Here is an 18807-nt window from a genome sequence, read left to right as displayed (position 1 = left end):
CCTGCCGGCGGCGACTTACAGGAAGGATTTGAAAGGCAGATCCGGCTCAATGGTGAAGCAATCGTCGAAACCGCGCGGGTAGTGATATTCGAAATTGTCTTTATCCAGCGGCCAGGTAAATTTGCCGCCGACCTGCCAGATAAACGGCTTGAAGCCGTACTTCAGACGATCCTTTTTCATCTCCCACAGAACGCGGATCTCCTGCGGATCGGCCTGAAAGTTTGACCAGATATCATGGTGGAACGGGATCACAACTTTGGCGTTGAGCGACTCTGCCATGCGCAGGATATCGGCGCTGGTCATTTTGTCGGTGATCCCGCGCGGGTTCTCGCCATACGAGCCGAGGGCGACGTCAATCTGATGCTCGTTGCCATGCTTCGCGTAGTAGTTGGAGTAGTGGGAATCGCCGCTGTGGTACAGGTTGCCGCCCGGTGTTTTAAACAGGTAGTTGACCGCGCGCTGGTCCATGCCGTCCGGCAGTACGCCAGCGGCTTTTTGGTCCGCCGGGAGGGTGATCAGCGCGGTGCGATCGAACGCATCGAGCGCATGGATCTCAATGTCTTTGATCTTCACGACATCGCCAGGTTTCATGACGATACAGCGCGCTTTCGGCACGCCCCAACCGATCCACAGGTCGACGCAGGTTTTCGGGCCGATAAACGGCACATCGGCCGGGCAGTTCTGCATGACGGCGGCGGCGACGTTGACGTCAATATGATCGTTGTGATCGTGGGTCGCGAGGACCGCGTCAATCTGGCGAATGGCGAACGGATCCAGCACGAACGGCGTGGTGCGCAGGTTAGGCTGTAATTTTTTCACGCCTGCCATCCGCTGCATCTGGTGGCCGGTTTTCATCAGCGGATTGCCGTGGCTCTGTTTGCCAGTGCCGCACCAGAAATCGACGCAGACGTTAGCCCCGCCTTCGGATTTTAACCAGATACCGGTACAGCCGAGCCACCACATGGCGAAGGTGCCGGGCGCAACCTGCTCCTGCTCAATCTCTTCATTCAGCCAGCTGCCCCATTCCGGAAAGGTGTTCAGGATCCATGATTCACGGGTGATGGTCTGTACTTTACTCATCGTGCTCTTCCTCGTATTTTCAATAGTAATCAAATTTTGATTGGTTTTGATTTATGTTGTCACTGGATTTTCAAGATTGCAATCTTGTTTTCCATCAATTTTACGAAGAGATGCGCATCATCTCTCAGGGGGTCCAGCATCCATAAAGGTTGTGCTTTGTTTTATCTATATGATTTTAAAATGTTTAATTATGTTTCGGCGCTACTGATCGGCAATAGTCACAATGAAATAGAGGATTATTGCGGCGCGCGTCACATTTAATCAAATTCAATCTTGTTGTGATTATTTTTGATTATTAGAGTGGGCAGCGAGAAATGCTGAGCGTAAGGCGCGTTCAGCGCCTTCACCATCGGGAGTGTGTTATGGCAATCCTCTACAACATCTTTACCGTTTTCTTTAATCAGGTGATGACCAATGCCCCGCTGCTGCTGGGTATCGTCACCTGTCTGGGCTATATCCTGCTGCGCAAAAGCGTCAGCGTGATTATTAAAGGCACGATCAAAACCATTATCGGCTTCATGCTGTTACAGGCCGGCTCCGGCATCCTCACCAGCACTTTTAAACCGGTGGTGGCGAAAATGTCAGAGGTGTACGGCATCAACGGCGCGATCTCTGACACCTATGCCTCGATGATGGCGACCATCGACCGGATGGGCGAGGCCTATAGCTGGGTGGGCTATGCGGTGCTGCTGGCGCTGGCGCTCAACATCTGTTACGTCCTGCTGCGCCGGATAACCGGCATCCGCACCATCATGCTGACTGGCCATATCATGTTTCAGCAGGCGGGGCTGATCGCCGTCTCGTTCTTTATCTTTGGTTACGGAATGTGGACGACCATCATCTGTACCGCCGTGCTGGTCTCCCTGTACTGGGGTATCACCTCCAACATGATGTTCAAGCCGACTCAGCTGGTCACCGACGGCTGCGGCTTCTCCATCGGTCACCAGCAGCAGTTTGCCTCGTGGATTGCCTACAAAGTGGCGCCGTATCTGGGGAAAAAAGAGGAGAGTGTGGAAGACCTCAAGCTGCCAGGCTGGCTCAATATCTTCCACGACAACATCGTTTCCACCGCGATTGTCATGACCATTTTCTTTGGCGCGATCCTGCTTTCCTTTGGTATTGACGTCGTGCAGGCGATGGCGGGGAAAACCCACTGGACGGTCTATATCCTGCAGACCGGTTTCTCCTTCGCGGTGGCCATTTTCATCATTACCCAGGGCGTGCGGATGTTCGTCGCCGAACTGTCCGAAGCCTTCAACGGTATCTCGCAACGCCTGATCCCCGGCGCGGTGCTGGCGATTGACTGCGCCGCGATCTATAGCTTTGCGCCGAATGCGGTGGTGTGGGGCTTTATGTGGGGCACCATCGGCCAGCTGATTGCCGTCGGCATTCTGGTTGGCATTGGCTCTTCAATTCTGATTATTCCGGGCTTTATCCCGATGTTCTTCTCCAACGCGACGATTGGTGTCTTTGCCAACCACTTCGGCGGCTGGCGCGCGGCGCTCAAAATCTGCCTGGTGATGGGCATGGTTGAAATTTTCGGTTGCGTGTGGGCGGTGAAGCTCACCGGTATGAGCGCCTGGATGGGAATGGCGGACTGGTCGATTCTGGCGCCGCCGATGATGCAGGGCTTCGCCTCCATCGGGCTGGCGTTTATGGCCGTCATCATCCTGATTGCTCTCGCTTATATGTTCTTCGCTGGCCGCGCGCTGCGCGCCGAAGAAGACGCGGAAAAACAACTGGCAGAGGCCTCTGCCCAATAAGGAGTTCTGATTATGACCGTACGTATTCTGGCTGTGTGTGGTAACGGGCAAGGCAGTTCCATGATCATGAAAATGAAAGTGGATCAGTTCCTGACGCAATCCAATATCGACCACACGGTGAACAGCTGCGCGGTGGGTGAATACAAAAGCGAACTAAACGGCGCGGATATCATCATCGCTTCAACCCATATCGCGGGGGAGATTACCGTCTCCGGCAATAAACACGTGGTGGGGGTGCGTAATATGCTTTCCCCCGCGGATTTCGGGCCAAAGCTGCTGGAGGTGATTAAAGCTCATTTCCCGCAGGACGTGAAATAAGGAGCGGCCATGAAACTCCATGAATCACTGGCGCAGAATCACTCCATTCGCCTGCAGGCGGAAGCGGAAACCTGGCAGGAGGCGGTGAAAATCGGCGTCGATCTGCTGGTGGCCGCCGATGTGGTGGAACCGCGCTACTACCAGGCAATTCTCGACGGCGTCGCGCAGCACGGCCCCTATTTTGTGATCGCTCCGGGATTAGCCATGCCGCACGGGCGGCCGGAAGAGGGCGTCAAAAAAACCGGCTTTGCGCTGGTCACGCTAAAGAAACCGCTGATTTTCAACCACGAAGATAACGACCCGGTCGACATCCTGATCACCATGGCGGCGGTTGACGCCACCACCCACCAGGAAGTGGGCATCATGCAGATCGTTAACCTGTTTGATGACGAAGCCAATTTCGACCGTTTACGCGCCTGCCGCAGCGAGCAGGAAGTGCTGGATTTAATCAAAAACGCCACCGCGGCGGCTGTTTAAAAGGAACACTATCATGTCATTACCTATGTTACAGGTCGCCCTGGACAACCAAACGCTGGCCAGCGCTTATGAAACAACCCGTCTGATCGCCGAAGAGGTAGATATCATTGAAGTCGGCACTATCCTCTGCGTCGGTGAAGGTGTACGCGCGGTGCGCGATCTGAAAGCGCTATATCCGCATAAAATCGTGCTGGCGGACGCCAAAATTGCCGATGCCGGCAAGATCCTGTCGCGGATGTGCTTCGAAGCCAACGCCGACTGGGTCACGGTGATCTGCTGCGCCGATATCAACACCGCCAAAGGGGCGCTGGATGTCGCCAAAGAGTTCAACGGCGATGTGCAAATTGAGCTGACCGGCTTCTGGACCTGGGAGCAGGCGCAGGCGTGGCGCGAGGCGGGTATTCAGCAGGTGGTCTATCACCGCAGCCGCGACGCGCAGGCGGCAGGCGTGGCGTGGAGTGAGGCGGATATCAGCGCGATTAAGCGTCTGTCTGATATGGGCTTCAAAGTGACCGTCACCGGCGGGCTGGCGCTGGAAGACCTGCCGCTGTTTGCCGGGATCCCTGTTCACGTCTTTATTGCCGGACGCAGCATCCGCGATGCCGCCTCGCCGGTGGAAGCGGCGCGCCAGTTTAAACGCTCTATCGCCCAGCTGTGGGGTTAAGGAGCGACTATGTTGGCGAAATCCATTCCGCTCGGCATCTATGAAAAAGCGCTCCCCGCCGGGGAGTGCTGGCTGGAGCGGCTAAAGCTTGCAAAAGCGCTGGGCTTTGATTTCGTTGAGATGTCTCTCGATGAAACGGACGCCCGCCTTGCGCGGCTGGACTGGAGCCCGGAGCAGCGTCTGGCGCTGGTCAAGGCGGTGGCTGAAACCGGCGTCCGGGTGCCGTCGATGTGCCTTAGCGCCCATCGCCGTTTTCCGCTGGGTAGTGAAGACGACGCGGTGCGGCATCAGGGGCTGGAAATTATGCGTAAAGCTATTCAGCTGGCGCAGGATGTGGGGATTCGGGTGATCCAGCTGGCAGGCTACGACGTCTATTACCAGCAGGCGAACGATGAGACGCGCCGCCGCTTTCGTGACGGCCTGAAACAGAGCGTCGAGATGGCCAGCCGAGCCCAGGTAACCCTGGCGATGGAGATCATGGACTACCCGCTGATGAACTCGATCAGTAAAGCGCTGGGCTATGCCCATTACCTGAATAATCCGTGGTTCCAGCTTTACCCGGATATCGGCAATCTGTCGGCGTGGGATAACGACGTCCAGATGGAGCTGAAGGCGGGGAGCGGGCATATCGTGGCGGTACACGTCAAAGACACGAAGCCCGGCGTCTTTAAAAACGTGCCGTTCGGCGAAGGGGTGGTCGATTTTGAACGCTGCTTCGAAACGCTCAAGCAGACCGGCTACTGCGGCCCGTACCTGATTGAGATGTGGAGCGAAACCAGCGCTGACCCGCTGGCGGAGGTGGCGAAGGCGCGTGACTGGGTGAAGGCGCGGATGGCCCGCGCGGGCCTGATGGAGGCGGCATAATGCAACAGCTGAAACAGCAGGTGTTCGAGGCCAATATGGATCTGCCGCGCTACGGCCTGGTGACCTTTACCTGGGGTAACGTTAGCGCCATTGATCGGCAGCGTGGGCTGGTGGTGATTAAGCCCAGCGGCATCGCCTACGAGTCAATGACCGTCGATGACATGTCGGTGGTTGATCTGCAGGGGCACGTGGTGGAAGGGCGCTGGCGTCCCTCCTCTGATACCGCCACCCATCTGGCGCTCTATCGCCGTTATCCCGACCTTGGCGGGGTGGTGCATACCCATTCGACGCACGCCACCGCCTGGGCGCAGGCGGGGCTGGCGATCCCGGCGCTCGGCACCACCCATGCGGACTACTTCTTCGGCGATATTCCCTGCACCCGGGCGCTTAGCGCACAGGAGGTGGACGAGGCCTACGAGCTGAACACCGGGCAGGTGATTATCGAAACGCTGGGTGAGGCCAATCCGCTGCATACGCCGGGGATCGTCGTCTATCAGCACGGGCCATTTGCCTGGGGCAAAGACGCCCACGAGGCGGTACACAACGCGGTGGTGATGGAAGAGGTGGCGCGCATGGCGTGGATTGCCCGCGGCATTAATCCGCAGTTGCAGCCCATCGATAGCTGGCTGATGAATAAGCATTTTCAGCGTAAGCATGGGCCAAACGCCTACTATGGGCAAAAGTAGATAGCGCGCTCCGGGGCTTTCACCCCTCACGGTGAAGCAACTGGTCTGGCCCCGGAGCCGTTTTTAATCCTGACGATAGGCCGACGGCATCACGCGCATGCCGATGAGCGTGACCACGCAAATTATCGCCCCAGCGTAAAACGTCGAGGCGGCGCCGAAGGTTTCCCACAGTACCCCCGCGCCGGTGCTGGCCAGCAGCAGAGCCAGGCCACTCATCAGATTAAACATACCGAACGCCGTGCCGCGTAGCTCCGGTGGCGCCGTATGGGCGACCATCGCCGCCAGCAGGCCCTGGGTCATTCCCATATGAATCCCCCACAGCGCGACGCCGATCAGCAGCGTGCTCCAGTGGCCGCTGAGCGCCAGCACGATATCGGCGAGGATCAGCACCAGCAGCCCCCACTGCAGCAGTTTGCTGTGGCTCATGCTGTCTGAGAGTTTACCGAACGGGTAAGCCGTGAGGCTGTAGACCAGGTTCATCGCCACCATCACCAGCGGGATGGTATAGAGCGGGATCTCCATCTGCTGGGCGCGCAGCACCAGAAAGGCTTCGCTGAAGCGGGCGAGAGTGAAAATGCTGCCGATCGCGACCACCCACCAGTAGGCGGCGGAGAGCTTTTTCAGGTTTTCGCGCTTCAGCGGATTGCTGCGTTTGTGCGCGATGGCGGATTTTGGCTCCTGTAGGCCGAATCCGAGCAGGAGAATGGAGAGCACGGCGGGAATGACCGCCACCCAGAAAATAGCGTGAAAATCGTTGGCCCAGATAAACATCAGCAGCACCGCCAGCAGCGGGCCGAGAAAGGCGCCGACGGTATCCAGCGCCTGGCGTAGTCCGTAGGCGGCGCCGCGGATCTCCGGCGGGGTGACGTCGGCGACCAGCGCATCGCGCGGCGCGCCGCGAATACCTTTGCCTACGCGGTCAATCATGCGGGCGCTAAACACCACCCCGGCGGTAGGGGCGATGGCAAACAGCGGCTTACTGAGCGCGCCCAGGCCGTAGCCCAGCAGCGCCAGTCCTTTACGCTTGCCGACATAGTCGCTGATTGCGCCGGAGAAGACCTTCAGGATCAGGGCGGTGGCTTCCGCCAGTCCCTCGATAAGACCGATAATTATCACGCTGGCGCCGAGGGTAGTGGCCATAAACAGCGGTAAGAGGCTATGGATCATCTCGGAGGAGACATCCATCAGCAGGCTGACGCCGCCGAGTACCCAAACGCCTTTGGGGATACGGCCTAAGGTGGCGAAACGCGGAACCATCAATCACTCCTGATTATCAAATGGCGAGTGGCTGATTAAATCAGGTTGCGATGACGCTGGTAAGTCGGTTTGTAAAATAATTCTCAATTGCGTTTAGGCGCAGACCTCGCTTCGCCCCTCGCGAGGAGAGGCGAAGAATCGGGCGGGCGTTAGCGGTATATCACCGCGCTGGCGCGAAGGGGGCCGTTGGTTTCGGGTTCGTGCATCAGGATAGGCTGAAAGTATTTCGCCCCCTGCGCATCGCTCATCTGGCTAAGGGCCTGTTCGGCCTCGTGCTCAGTGGCCATATTGTGATTGATATAGATAACGCCGAGGCTCTGCACGTCGTCCATGTTGCGGGCCTGACGTTCGGTGATTTGGATAGCTGCCAGCGCGTTGGCGCTGAAGAAAAGCGCAGCCATCATGGCGATGATTTTCAGTTTCATATACTACGCTCCTGACTGACAGTCCTGACGCTGACTCGGGGCTCTCCTGTGGTCGTTAGGCTTTGATATAAGTGTAATCGCTGCGCGTTCATCGCATGGCGACCTTTTCTGATGCAGTTGTTCAAAAAAATGCCGCTTCCTTTATTGGTTAATTTTAAATCACCCACTTAGCCCAGCTTGGCGCTTAGTGCGAATTATTTGTGCAAATGCGCTTGTGTTCCTGAGGGGCCGCCATTAGAATGACGCGTCAATTTTTCAGCCGCCCTTTAACACGTTCCTTGCCTCCATGGGCCGCGGCTGACCCAGACAGGAGGCTGAATAATCCGTAAGGAGCAATTCGATGCGTCATTACGAAATCGTTTTTATGGTCCATCCTGACCAGAGCGAACAGGTTCCGGGCATGATCGAACGTTACACTGGTGCAATTACTGCAGCAGCAGGTACGATCCACCGTCTGGAAGACTGGGGCCGCCGTCAGCTGGCTTATCCGATCAACAAACTGCACAAAGCTCACTACGTTCTGATGAACGTTGAAGCGCCGCAGGAAGCGATCGATGAGCTGGAAACTAACTTCCGCTTCAACGACGCCGTTATCCGCAGCATGGTAATGCGTACTAAGCACGCTGTTACCGAAGCATCTCCGATGGTTAAAGCGAAAGACGAGCGCCGTGAGCGTCGCGAAGATTTCGCCAACGAAACCGCAGATGATTCTGAAGCTGGGGATTCTGAAGAGTAATCCTGATGACCAACCGTCTGGAGCTGTCCGGCATTATTTGCAGGACTCCACTTCGTAAGGTCAGCCCGTCAGGAATTCCTCACTGCCAGTTCGTGCTTGAGCATCGTTCAGTGCAGGAGGAAGCCGGTTTTCACCGGCAGGCATGGTGTCAAATGCCCGTTATTATTAGCGGTCACGAAAACCAGGCCATTACTCACAGTATAACGGTCGGTAGCGCAGTAACCGTTCGAGGGTTCATCTCTTGCCATAAGGCAAAGAACGGCTTGAGCAAAATGGTTCTGCATGCCGAGCAGATTGAATTGATAGATTCTGGAGACTAGCCATATGGCACGTTATTTCCGTCGTCGCAAGTTCTGCCGTTTCACCGCGGAAGGCGTTCAAGAGATCGACTATAAAGATATCGCTACGCTGAAAAACTACATCACCGAAAGCGGTAAGATTGTCCCGAGCCGTATCACCGGTACCCGTGCAAAATACCAGCGTCAGCTGGCTCGCGCTATCAAACGCGCTCGCTACCTGTCCCTGCTGCCGTACACTGATCGTCATCAGTAATCGGTCACGGTCCATTAATACGACTTTGAGAGGATAAGGTAATGCAAGTTATTCTGCTTGATAAAGTAGCAAACCTGGGTAGCCTGGGTGATCAGGTTAACGTTAAAGCGGGCTACGCTCGTAACTTCCTGGTCCCGCAGGGTAAAGCTGTTCCTGCTACCAAGAAAAACGTTGAATTCTTCGAAGCACGTCGTGCTGAACTGGAAGCCAAACTGGCTGACGTTCTGGCAGCAGCTGAAGCTCGTGCTGAGCAGATCAACGCCCTGGAATCCGTAACCATCGCGTCTAAAGCTGGCGACGAAGGTAAACTGTTCGGTTCCATCGGTACTCGCGACATCGCTGACGCTGTTACTGCAGCAGGCGTTAAAGTTGCTAAGAGCGAAGTTCGCCTGCCGAACGGCGTTCTGCGTAACGTTGGCGAGCACGAAGTGAACTTCCAGGTTCACAGCGAAGTATTCGCTAAAGTTATCATCAACGTGGTTGCTGAGTAATCGGCCTCTGACGTTCTGGTAACAACAAACCGCCGGCCTTGTGCCGGCGTTTTGCTTTTTAGCGCCTTTCATTTTGCGGCGGCGTAACGCTTGCTGTCGTCTTCTCTGCTATCGCGCACGCACAAAGCTGCCGTTCGACTGGCGGGTAAACAGCACCTGCTGGCCGTTGCCGGTATCGATAGTGAGCCCGGTGACCACGCCGTTGGCGTTCTGCCGAATCTGCACCGTCTGTCCGCTCTGCAAAGTACTTAGCGGCTTGCCAGCGCCTTCAACCTGCGCCATGGCGTAGACGTCAGTGGCCGGCAGCCCATGATCGCGGAACAGCTGCGCCAGGGTTTTGCCTGACTCGATGCGATAGGTCCGCCACTGCTGCTCAATGCCCGGTGCGGACTGCTGCTGCGAGGATTGATACGGTTGGGAAGCAGGCTGCTGCGTCTGCGCCTGATCTGGCTGCTCGTCCTGAATCGGCTCCGGGGCGACCGGCGCCATCTGATCGGCATCGCTCACGGTCGGCGTATTGGTGATCGGCGGGAGCGGAACGGCCTGATTGCCGCCAGCTTGCGGCTGGGACTGCGACTGAAGATTCAGGTTCGCTTCGCGGCTGTTTGTCGCCGGGCTTTGGCTATCGTCGGAAGGAAGAAGGATACCGATAATGACCAACAGGAAGCCTGCGATGATACCCCGGCGGTGCATCGGGGGCAGCGGGTCCAGGAGGCGAAAATCATCCGGAGCGTGCCAGATTTTCGCCAGAATAGATGTCAGTTCAACGCGCCCGGGCATGGCTTTCCTCCTGCTCCGCATATTTTTATCCTGCCTATGAGTATAGATGGCTAACGTCCTGATGACCGGAACAAAGTAAAGTTAACCTGCTGCCGCCTATTGTTTCTTTTTCGCTGAGATTTGTCATCATCCGCCGACAAAGTTTTACCCATTTCGCTATGGCTGTTATGCTTTCGCACGCTTTTATCTTGATGTTTATCACCCAAAAAGGAACAACGATGGCAACCCCAACTTTTGACACTATCGAAGCGCAGGCAAGTTACGGTATCGGCTTGCAGGTTGGACAACAGCTGAGCGAATCCGGCCTGCAGGGGCTGCTGCCGGAAGCGCTGGTGGCGGGTATCGCCGATGCGCTGGAAGGTAACCAGCCGCAGGTGCCGGTGGAAGCCGTTCACCGCGCGCTGCGTGAAATCCACGAGCGTGCTGACGCTGTGCGTCGCGAGCGTTTTCAGGCCATGGCCGCTGACGGCCAAAAATACCTTGATGAAAACCGCGAGAAAGAGGGTGTGAACAGCACCGAGTCTGGTCTGCAGTTCCGCGTACTGACCCAGGGCGAAGGCCCGATCCCGGCGCGTACTGACCGCGTTCGCGTGCACTACACTGGCAAACTGATCGACGGCACCGTCTTCGACAGCTCCGTTGCTCGCGGTGAACCGGCTGAATTCCCGGTGACCGGCGTGATCGGCGGCTGGATTGAAGCGCTGACTCTGATGCCGGTAGGTTCCAAATGGGAACTGACGATTCCGCACAACCTCGCCTACGGTGAGCGCGGCGCTGGCGCATCGATTCCTCCGTTCAGCACCCTGATCTTCGAAGTTGAACTGCTGGACATTATCTAAACAGCAGCGGCTTCCTCTTCCCCGCGGCAGGGGAAGCCATAAAAATAGCGTAAAATCCTTAAGTTAAAAATTAATTGGAATTATGTTTTGCATTCATCACGTATGGGTGTATTTTTGTGAGCTATTTCGCGTTAGATGAGTGATATAACACTCACTTTAAACATAAAATTAACATTATATCTAAATCATAGTATTCATCCCTCCGATTCTTACCTAATATCGACTAGCCCTTGCTGGGGTTAATGACAGACGACGGGCCATCAGAGCCTGAACAACACAGACAGGTACAACAGGAAGAAATCACATGGTAGATCAGGTTAAAGTCGCTGCTGTCGAGCAGGAGCCGACTGAACAATCGCTACGGCGAAATCTCACAAACCGACATATTCAGCTGATCGCGATTGGCGGAGCGATCGGCACCGGGTTATTTATGGGTTCTGGCAAAACCATCAGCCTTGCCGGACCATCCATTATCTTTGTTTATATGATTATCGGTTTTATGCTGTTTTTCGTGATGCGTGCCATGGGCGAATTACTGCTGTCGAACCTCGAATATAAATCCTTTAGCGACTTCGCGGCCGATCTGCTGGGGCCGTGGGCGGGCTACTTTACCGGCTGGACCTACTGGTTCTGCTGGGTAGTGACCGGGATGGCGGACGTTGTCGCCATCACCGCCTACGCGCAATTCTGGTTTCCCGGACTCTCCGACTGGGTCGCCTCGCTGGCGGTGATCCTGCTGCTGCTGGGCCTGAACCTGGCCACCGTCAAGATGTTTGGCGAAATGGAGTTCTGGTTCGCGATGATCAAAATTGTCGCCATCGTGGCGCTGATCGTGGTCGGCCTGGTAATGGTGATGATGCATTTCAAATCGCCGACCGGGGTCGAAGCCTCTTTCGCCCACCTGTGGAATGACGGCGGCTGGTTCCCGAAAGGGCTGAGCGGCTTCTTCGCCGGCTTCCAGATTGCGGTGTTTGCCTTCGTGGGGATTGAGCTGGTGGGTACCACCGCCGCCGAAACCAAAGACCCGGAAAAGTCCCTGCCGCGAGCGATTAACTCCATCCCGCTGCGTATCATTATGTTCTACGTCTTCGCGCTGATTGTGATTATGTCGGTGACGCCGTGGAGCTCCGTGGTGCCGAGCAAGAGCCCGTTCGTTGAGCTGTTCGTGCTGGTTGGTCTGCCGGCGGCGGCGAGCCTGATCAACTTCGTGGTGCTGACCTCCGCGGCCTCCTCGGCCAACAGCGGCGTGTTCTCTACCAGCCGTATGCTGTTCGGTCTGGCGCAGGATGGTCAGGCGCCGAAGATGTTCGCCAAGCTGTCGAAGCGTGCGGTGCCGGCGAAGGGCTTAACCTTCTCCTGCATGTGTCTGCTGGGCGGGGTGGTGATGCTGATGGTCAACCCGAGCGTGATTGCCGCCTTCACCATGATCACCACGGTGTCGGCGATCCTGTTTATGTTCGTCTGGACCATCATCCTTTGCTCTTACCTGGCGTATCGCAAAAACCGCCCTCAGCTGCATGAGAAGTCAAGCTACAAGATGCCGCTGGGTAAAGTCATGTGCTGGGTGTGCATGGCCTTCTTCGTCTTTGTGCTGGTGCTGTTGACCCTGGAAGACGATACCCGTGAAGCGCTGATGGTCACCCCGCTGTGGTTTGTGCTGCTGGGCGCGGGCTGGCTGTTTGCCGGCAAAAAACGGCTGGCGAAATAAACGAAAATTTTAACGTTGCTTGCAACGGCCCGTCATAAAAAAGGCCACCCGGAGTGGCCAAATAAGACGGACAATGTCGAGGGCGCCCGCGGGCGCCTTTTTCTTTACTTTCCGCCGAGGGCGCGCGGGAACAGCACATTATTTTCCAGGCTGATGTGTTCCATCAGATCGTCGATCATCTCGTTGATACCGTTATACATCGCCTTCCAGGTGGTACAGGCTTCCGGCGGCGGCGTCACGTTGTGGGTGATGTGCTTAATGACTTCCAGCAGTTCACCCGCTTCATCATGCTCGCTTTCCATCACGCTGATCGGCCCCCCGGCCTGGGCGCCCATTCCCTGTTTGATCATCGGGAACAGGATCTGTTCCTCTTTCATCATGTGGCTGGAAAGCTCCTGATGCAGCATGGTCAGGTACTTAGTCAGTCCTTTCGGCACGTTCGGTTTATCGGCATGGACGCGTTCAACCTTGGTGGCCTGCAGGATCAGCTCCGGCAGCTGTTCACGGTGCCGGTCGTGATAGCGAACGATGATATGGTCGATAATCTCCGCGAGGGGCGCCGTGCGCCAGTCGCGGGAGAGAGGCTGCTCGGCCAGTTTCGCCAGCTCGGCTTCAATCACCGCGACATCCAGCGCTTTGCGCGATGCGGCGCGCGCCAGGGTCTGTTTGCCGCCGCAGCAGTAATCCATATCGTATTGACGGAACAGGGCGGAGGCGCGCGGGATGGTCAGCGCCAGCTCGCCTAAAGGTTGGTCACGGAAAGCCATAGCAGTTACCTCGTCATCAGGAATATAAGATGTATTTTAAATGCATCTTTTTGGCGAGGGAATACCCCTTAAGGAGGCGAGGCTACTTTTTTTCGTCCGCCAGCGGCTGCAGCATCGGTTTTTCCGGTCTGGCGCGTACGGCAGAGACCACGCCGAGCACCAGCAGCAGGATGCCGCTCAGGGTCAGCAGCGGCGGTAAGCTTTGCCGCAGCAGGAAGGTATACAGCAGTCCGGCCAGGGTTTCGAAGACGATAAGCGGGCCGAGGATCACCGTCGGCAGCCGCTGGCTGGCAATATTCCAGCATAGCGCGCCGACCCATGAGCAGAGCACCGCGATGGCCAGCATCAGCGTAATAAACACCGCCGGACGCGGGCCGAAGGGCAGGGGAAACCCGGCCTGCTGACCGTGCAGCCAGGCGCAGGCGGCGAGATAGCCGGCCAGCGAAACCGGAAGCGTCACCAGCGCCTGAGCGGTAGCCCACATCATTGGCGGTTGATGCGGGTTCTCCCGCAGCCAGCGGGCGTTGCGCAGAGCATACCAGGCCCAGCAGACCACCGATCCCAGCGCCAGCGCAATGCCGGAGCCGTAGCGCCACGGGCTAAAATTCGGCAGCCCCTGACGCAGCTCCGCGACGTTAACGCAGATCAGGCCCACAGCGATGCAGATCAGCGCCGGAAACAGGCGCCGCCACGGCAGCTTCCCGTCGCGCTGGCTGTAGAGCAGATTGGCGAACACCGGCAGTACCACCGGCAGCGTGCCGATAATCATGGTGGAAACCGGCGCCCCGGTGCGCTGTATGGCGCTGGCCAGGCAGACGTAATAGATAAGGTTCCCCATCATTGTCAGGCCCAGCGCGGTCCACCAGTCGTGCCGGCTCAACTGGCGCAGTCGCGCGCGCCCGAGCCACGCCAGCGGCAGAGCGATCAGGCCCAGCGCCAGATAGCGTCCCATCGACTGCAGCATCGCCGGATACTCTGACACCAGCAAAGGCCCGACGAAAATTAAACCCCACATCAGCCCCGCCAGCAGGGCGTATAACACACCACTAATCATCATTGCATCCGTTGTCATTACCGTTGTCTGCAGTGTAGAAGGGGGTCGGGCAGGAATATTGTATGAGATTGCGCATTAGCGCCTGGCGACCTGCTTCTGATAGCGCACCGGCGTAATGCCGTAACGCTGGGTGAAGGCGCGGGTCAGGTGGGACTGGTCGGTGAGGCCGACGGCAATCGCTACTTCGGCGGCGGGCATTCCGTGGGTGAGAAACGCCTTGGCACGCCACAGACGGATAGCCATCAGCATCTGGTGGGGCGTCACGTGATAGTGGGCTTTAAACTGGCGCTGAAAGTGGTACGGGCTCAGCGCCGCCACCTGCGCCAGCTCGTCGAGGGTGATGGGACGCATATAGTTATCGTGCAGGTAATCGCGCACGCGGTCAAAGCGATGTCCGGCCTCACCTTGCGCAGAGGCATAGTGGGCCAGAGGGCGGAAGGCGTCGACGAGGTCGAGCAGCATTCCCTGCTGGGCCAGCGGATCGTCGCTATGCCACAGGCCATAAATCAGTTGACCAATCTGTCGGGAACGCAGGGGATCCTCGCGGACCACCTCGCTGAACCACCAGTCTCGCACCCCGGTGATGGCTTCAAGACGGTCCGGCTCCAGATAAATCATCCGGTAGCGCCAGCCGTCGGCGGTTTCCGCTTCGCCGGTGTGCAGCTCGTCGGGATTCATGGTGACAATGGAGTTTGCGGCGGCAATATGCTGACTGCCGCGGTAGCGAAAGCGCTCCGCGCCTTGCTCAATCACGCCGATGCCGAAGGCTTCGTGGGTATGGGGTTCAAAGGCGTAGCGGGATATATGGGCGTGGTAAAGCTCCACCCCGGGCAGCTGTTCGAGATGGCGAAAGCGCGCGCGGTCTTTTTCATCACTAAATTGGAGTGGTACGCCCTGCATGCCTGCCTCCCGACGGTTATCCCTTCAATATGGGAGAGGAACCGCCGGGACGCAACCGCAAAAGCTGAGAGGGGCGGTTACAGAATGCCTTTCACGCTTTCAGCAAGGGAGGTGGTCGGGCGGCCGATCAGCGTACTCAGGGTGCGGCTGTCGTCAAACAGTCCGCCTTTCGACGCGCCGACATCGGAATCCGCCAGCATATCGGCAAGCCCGGCCGGCAGGCCGACGCTTTTCAGCGCGGCGGCGAAATCGGCTTCGCTGAGGTTCTGGTAGACCACGTTTTTCCCGCTTTGCTTGCTCAGCTCGGCAGCCAGGTCGCTCAGCGTCCAGGCGTTATCACCCGCCAGTTCGTAAATTTTGCCTTCATGACCCTCACTGGTGATAACGCGGGCGGCAGCGGTGGCATAATCCGCGCGGGTGGCGGAGGCGATTTTACCCTCGCCGGCGGCGCCGATAAACACGCCATGCTCCAGCGCCGGCGGCGCGCTGGCCAGATAGTTTTCGGTATACCAGCCGTTACGCAGCAGGGCGTAAGCGATACCAGAGTCGGCCAGCATCTGCTCGGTTTCGATATGCTCTGCGGCCAGACCCAGCGGCGAAGTGTCGGCATGCAGCAGGCTGGTATACGCGATGAATTTCACTCCGGCGGCTTTGGCGGCGTTAATGACGTTGCGGTGCTGTACAGCACGCTGGCCGACTTCGCTGGAGGAGATTAACAGCAGTTTATCCACGCCCTGCAGCGCGGCGGTCAGCGCCGCTTCGTCGCTGTAGTCGGCCTGGCGGACAACCGCGCCCTGCTGGCTGAGCGCCTGGGCTTTGGCCGGGTTGCGGACAATCGCCACAATCTGGCTGGCAGGGACGGTGTTAAGCAGGTCTTGCAGAACGTAGTGGCCAAGCTGGCCGGTGGCACCGGTAAGAGCGATCATGGGTCTTCTCCTTCGTGTTTATTGGCAGTTGTGGTAAGCTACCACCTTAACTAACTTTTAGTAAGTACATACAAAAAGGTAAGTGTGAAATGGCCGAACCGACGCTGAGCGAGAAACTGCGCACCGGCAATTTGTTTGCGGAACAGTGCCCGTCGCGCGATGTGCTTAAACATGTCACCAGCCGCTGGGGCGTGTTGATTCTGGTGGCGCTGCGCGAGGGAACCCACCGTTTCAGCGATCTGCGCCGTAAGATGGGCGGGGTCAGCGAAAAGATGCTGGCGCAGTCGCTGCAGGCGCTGGAGCAGGATGGTTTTATCGACCGCGTCTCTTATCCGGTGGTGCCCCCGCACGTTGAATATAGCCTGACGCCGCTCGGCCTGCAGGTGAGCGAGAAGGTGGCCGCCCTGGCGGACTGGATCGAGGTTAATCTGCCCTCGGTGCTGGCTAACCACGGGGAGTGAAAATGTATCACTCCCTGTAGCCCCGGTAAGCGCAGCGCCGCCGGGGAACAGGCATTACTTGCTCAAATCCAGCTGATAAATGGCGAAGCCGATATCATCGGTGGCCACCTGGCGCATTGGATACTGCGCTTTCTCTTTGATAAACGCCGCGGCTTTGTCGCCAGGCGAGGTCTCAAAACGAATATCCAACGGCGTGTTGCTGTGGATCGGCGCCAGACGCCAGTTGTTATCCGCCGCCGGATGGATCGCGCCTTCCTTCTTCGATTGCGCGCCAATCCACGCCGCCAGCACCGAACGGTTTTCATCCGGTGAGGCGAAGGCGATATGGCTCTCACCGGTGCCGGCGAATTTGCCGCCGTAAGCGCGATAGTTATTGGTCGCGACCAGGAAAGTAGCCTGCGGATCAACCGGTTTTCCATTGAAGGTCAGGTGCTTAATACGCTCTGCCTGCGGATGGATCATCTGACATTCGCCGTCGTAGCGGGCCGGCTGAGTGACGTCGATCTGGTAGTTCACCCCGTCAATGACGTCGAAGTTGTAGGTGCGGAAGCCGTCCCAGTTGATCAGCGACTGCGGCTTGCTGCTGGCGGGATCGATCTGGTTAAACTGTCCGGCAGAGCATTCCAGCCACTCCTTAACCTCTTTCCCGCTGACCTTCATCACCACCAGGGTGTTGGGGTAGAGATAGAGGTCGGCGGCATTGCGGAAGGTGAGCTGGCCTTTCTCCACTTCGACAAAGCTCGCCGGATCGTTTTTACGCCCGCCGACTTTAAACGGCGCGGCGGCGGAGAGCACCGGCAGCTTCGCCAGATCCGGGTCGCCCTGAATATAGTGTTCGACGTAGGCTTTCTGCGCCATGTTGACCACCTGCACCGTCGGGTCGTCCTGCACCAGCGCCAGATAGCTGTACATGTTGTCGGCGGACTTGCCGATCGGCTTGCTGACGAATTCGCGAGTGGCGTCATGATCGGCTTTCAGCACCGCCACCAGCTTGCCATCTTCGGCCGCCAGTGATTTCTTCGCCACCGCGTCATAGATTGGCCGCGCTTCCGCTTTACTCTGAGTTACCTGCCATTTACCGCTGTCGTTATTTAGCACCAGATCGACCACCCCGAGATGATCGCCCCACATTCCCGGCATCACCGCCGGTACGCCGTTCAGCGTCCCTTTGGCGATATCCGCGCCTTTGATGTTGGCGAAGTCTTTACCCGGGAACACCGCGTGGGCATGGCCGAACATAATGGCGTCCACGCCGGGCACCTGGCTTAAGTAGTAAACCGAATTCTCGGCCATCGCCTGATACGGGTCGGCGGAGAGGCCGGAGTGAGCGACCACTACAACCACATCAGCCCCTTTCGCCCGCATCTCCGGGATATATTTGCGCGCGGTTTCGGTAATGTCATTGACCGTCACTTTGCCGTTAAGATTGGCTTTATCCCAGGTCATGATCTGCGGCGGCACAAAGCCGATATAGCCGATGCGCAGGGTGTGGATTTGACCGTCGCTGTCCACGACCCGGGTATCCTGGATCAGGTACGGCGTAAACATCGGTTTTCCGGTTTTGGCATCGATGATATTGGCGTTCACGTAGGGGAACTTCGCCCCGGCCAGCGCCTTGTGCAGGAAGTCGAGACCGTAATTGAACTCATGGTTGCCCAGATTGCCGACGGCGTAATTCAGGGTGTTCATCGCCTTATACACCGGATGTACATCGCCCTCTTTGAGCCCTTTTGCCGCCATATAGTCGCCTAACGGGCTCCCCTGGATCACATCCCCGTTATCCACCAGCACGCTGTTTTTAACTTCTGCCCGCGCCTGTTCGATCAGGCTGGCGGTACGCACCAGGCCGAATTTCTCCGTGGCGGCATCTTTGTAATAGTCGAAGTCCATCATATTGCTGTGCAGATCGGTGGTTTCCATGATCCGCAGGTCGACCGTCGCGGCGTTGACGCTGGCGGCGATCAGCGTGGCCAGGAGCGTTGCGCTAAACTTAATCATCAGAGGCGTCCTTTTTTATGAGCGATAGCACAGAAGAAAATGTATTTATATTCTGTTGCTT

At 57.4% G+C, this 18807-nt stretch carries 22 protein-coding genes; 13 read left to right on the top strand and 9 right to left on the bottom strand.

The annotated features are described in order from the left end of the window. Positions 1 to 15: 15 nt before the first annotated feature. Positions 16 to 1080: an L-ascorbate 6-phosphate lactonase gene (gene ulaG, locus KHQ28_RS05710; protein WP_008807182.1), complete on the bottom strand. Its 1065-nt coding sequence runs from the start codon at positions 1078 to 1080 to the stop codon at positions 16 to 18. Positions 1081 to 1442: 362 nt separating this feature from the next. On the opposite strand from ulaG, the gene ulaA reads away from it, so the two are divergent. Genes ulaA through KHQ28_RS05680 form a run of 6 tightly spaced genes read left to right on the top strand, consistent with a single transcriptional unit; the run spans position 1443 to position 5852 of the window. After that, positions 1443 to 2843: a PTS ascorbate transporter subunit IIC gene (gene ulaA, locus KHQ28_RS05705; protein WP_002885681.1), complete on the top strand. Its 1401-nt coding sequence runs from the start codon at positions 1443 to 1445 to the stop codon at positions 2841 to 2843. A 12-nt stretch (positions 2844 to 2855) separates the two neighbouring features. Continuing rightward, complete coding sequence (gene ulaB / locus KHQ28_RS05700; protein WP_002885682.1) at positions 2856 to 3161, top strand: PTS ascorbate transporter subunit IIB; 306 nt, start codon at positions 2856 to 2858, stop codon at positions 3159 to 3161. A 9-nt stretch (positions 3162 to 3170) separates the two neighbouring features. After that, positions 3171 to 3638, top strand: a complete 468-nt coding sequence (ulaC, locus tag KHQ28_RS05695) for a PTS ascorbate transporter subunit IIA (RefSeq protein ID WP_002885683.1) — start codon at positions 3171 to 3173, stop codon at positions 3636 to 3638. A 13-nt stretch (positions 3639 to 3651) separates the two neighbouring features. Then, positions 3652 to 4302, top strand: coding sequence for a 3-keto-L-gulonate-6-phosphate decarboxylase UlaD (gene ulaD, locus KHQ28_RS05690; RefSeq protein WP_002885684.1), 651 nt, complete (start codon positions 3652 to 3654; stop codon positions 4300 to 4302). 9 nt (positions 4303 to 4311) lie between these two features. Beyond that, positions 4312 to 5166 carry an L-ribulose-5-phosphate 3-epimerase gene (locus KHQ28_RS05685; protein ID WP_004210671.1) on the top strand — a complete coding sequence of 285 codons (855 nt, stop codon included), beginning with the start codon at positions 4312 to 4314 and terminating at the stop codon, positions 5164 to 5166. Continuing rightward, entirely contained in the window at positions 5166 to 5852 is a 687-nt protein-coding gene (locus KHQ28_RS05680) for an L-ribulose-5-phosphate 4-epimerase (RefSeq protein ID WP_002885687.1), read from the top strand. The genes KHQ28_RS05685 and KHQ28_RS05680 overlap by 1 nt, the downstream gene beginning before the upstream one ends. A 63-nt stretch (positions 5853 to 5915) precedes the next feature. Here KHQ28_RS05680 and KHQ28_RS05675 read toward each other — a convergent pair whose 3' ends face one another. After that, positions 5916 to 7109, bottom strand: coding sequence for an MFS transporter (locus tag KHQ28_RS05675; protein WP_004177693.1), 1194 nt, complete (start codon positions 7107 to 7109; stop codon positions 5916 to 5918). Between the two features lie 149 nt (positions 7110 to 7258). Then, complete coding sequence (locus KHQ28_RS05670; RefSeq protein ID WP_002885689.1) at positions 7259 to 7534, bottom strand: DUF1471 domain-containing protein; 276 nt, start codon at positions 7532 to 7534, stop codon at positions 7259 to 7261. Positions 7535 to 7874: 340 nt separating this feature from the next. Between KHQ28_RS05670 and rpsF the strand changes: the two genes are divergently transcribed. Genes rpsF through rplI form a run of 4 tightly spaced genes read left to right on the top strand, consistent with a single transcriptional unit; the run spans position 7875 to position 9313 of the window. After that, complete coding sequence (gene rpsF / locus KHQ28_RS05665; protein WP_002885691.1) at positions 7875 to 8270, top strand: 30S ribosomal protein S6; 396 nt, start codon at positions 7875 to 7877, stop codon at positions 8268 to 8270. A gap of 5 nt (positions 8271 to 8275) precedes the next feature. Further along, positions 8276 to 8590: a primosomal replication protein N gene (gene priB, locus KHQ28_RS05660; protein WP_002885722.1), complete on the top strand. Its 315-nt coding sequence runs from the start codon at positions 8276 to 8278 to the stop codon at positions 8588 to 8590. 4 nt (positions 8591 to 8594) lie between these two features. Continuing rightward, positions 8595 to 8822 (top strand): 30S ribosomal protein S18, encoded by a 228-nt coding sequence (gene rpsR / locus KHQ28_RS05655; protein WP_000135199.1) that lies wholly within the window; start codon positions 8595 to 8597, stop codon positions 8820 to 8822. A 41-nt stretch (positions 8823 to 8863) separates the two neighbouring features. Then, the gene (rplI, locus tag KHQ28_RS05650) at positions 8864 to 9313 is read left to right on the top strand and encodes a 50S ribosomal protein L9 (RefSeq protein ID WP_002886682.1); all 450 of its coding nucleotides are present in this window, start codon (positions 8864 to 8866) and stop codon (positions 9311 to 9313) included. Between the two features lie 108 nt (positions 9314 to 9421). On the opposite strand, the gene KHQ28_RS05645 is transcribed toward rplI, so the two are convergent. Continuing rightward, complete coding sequence (locus KHQ28_RS05645) at positions 9422 to 10093, bottom strand: LysM-like peptidoglycan-binding domain-containing protein (protein WP_032412832.1); 672 nt, start codon at positions 10091 to 10093, stop codon at positions 9422 to 9424. A gap of 218 nt (positions 10094 to 10311) precedes the next feature. On the opposite strand from KHQ28_RS05645, the gene fklB reads away from it, so the two are divergent. Together fklB and cycA are read left to right on the top strand one after the other, a co-directional pair. After that, positions 10312 to 10932, top strand: a complete 621-nt coding sequence (fklB, locus tag KHQ28_RS05640) for an FKBP-type peptidyl-prolyl cis-trans isomerase (RefSeq protein ID WP_002886687.1) — start codon at positions 10312 to 10314, stop codon at positions 10930 to 10932. Positions 10933 to 11236: 304 nt separating this feature from the next. Further along, a complete protein-coding gene (gene cycA, locus KHQ28_RS05635) occupies positions 11237 to 12640 on the top strand; it encodes a D-serine/D-alanine/glycine transporter (protein ID WP_002886688.1) in 1404 nt (467 codons plus the stop codon). A gap of 104 nt (positions 12641 to 12744) precedes the next feature. Here the strand turns inward: cycA and ytfE are convergent, their stop codons facing one another. The 4 genes from ytfE to KHQ28_RS05615 form a co-directional block, all read right to left on the bottom strand. Continuing rightward, on the bottom strand, positions 12745 to 13407 hold the full coding sequence (ytfE, locus tag KHQ28_RS05630; protein WP_004210666.1) for an iron-sulfur cluster repair protein YtfE: 663 nt from the start codon (positions 13405 to 13407) through the stop codon (positions 12745 to 12747). Positions 13408 to 13489: 82 nt separating this feature from the next. Further along, on the bottom strand, positions 13490 to 14461 hold the full coding sequence (locus KHQ28_RS05625) for a DMT family transporter (protein ID WP_032418159.1): 972 nt from the start codon (positions 14459 to 14461) through the stop codon (positions 13490 to 13492). 75 nt (positions 14462 to 14536) lie between these two features. Next, entirely contained in the window at positions 14537 to 15361 is an 825-nt protein-coding gene (locus KHQ28_RS05620) for an AraC family transcriptional regulator (protein ID WP_032418157.1), read from the bottom strand. Between the two features lie 77 nt (positions 15362 to 15438). Further along, positions 15439 to 16287 carry an SDR family oxidoreductase gene (locus tag KHQ28_RS05615; protein ID WP_004222093.1) on the bottom strand — a complete coding sequence of 283 codons (849 nt, stop codon included), beginning with the start codon at positions 16285 to 16287 and terminating at the stop codon, positions 15439 to 15441. A gap of 89 nt (positions 16288 to 16376) precedes the next feature. Between KHQ28_RS05615 and KHQ28_RS05610 the strand changes: the two genes are divergently transcribed. Then, complete coding sequence (locus KHQ28_RS05610; protein WP_004152015.1) at positions 16377 to 16748, top strand: helix-turn-helix domain-containing protein; 372 nt, start codon at positions 16377 to 16379, stop codon at positions 16746 to 16748. A 54-nt stretch (positions 16749 to 16802) separates the two neighbouring features. Here KHQ28_RS05610 and cpdB read toward each other — a convergent pair whose 3' ends face one another. Next, positions 16803 to 18746: a 2',3'-cyclic-nucleotide 2'-phosphodiesterase gene (gene cpdB, locus KHQ28_RS05605; RefSeq protein ID WP_004222096.1), complete on the bottom strand. Its 1944-nt coding sequence runs from the start codon at positions 18744 to 18746 to the stop codon at positions 16803 to 16805. Between the last annotated feature and the right edge of the window lie 61 nt (positions 18747 to 18807).

Source organism: Klebsiella sp. 28 (assembly GCF_018223905.1).
Taxonomy (GTDB): Bacteria; Pseudomonadota; Gammaproteobacteria; order Enterobacterales; family Enterobacteriaceae; genus Klebsiella; species Klebsiella pneumoniae.
The sequence above is the reverse complement of the archived record's forward strand: the minus strand, read 5'-3'. Positions and strand labels throughout refer to the sequence as shown.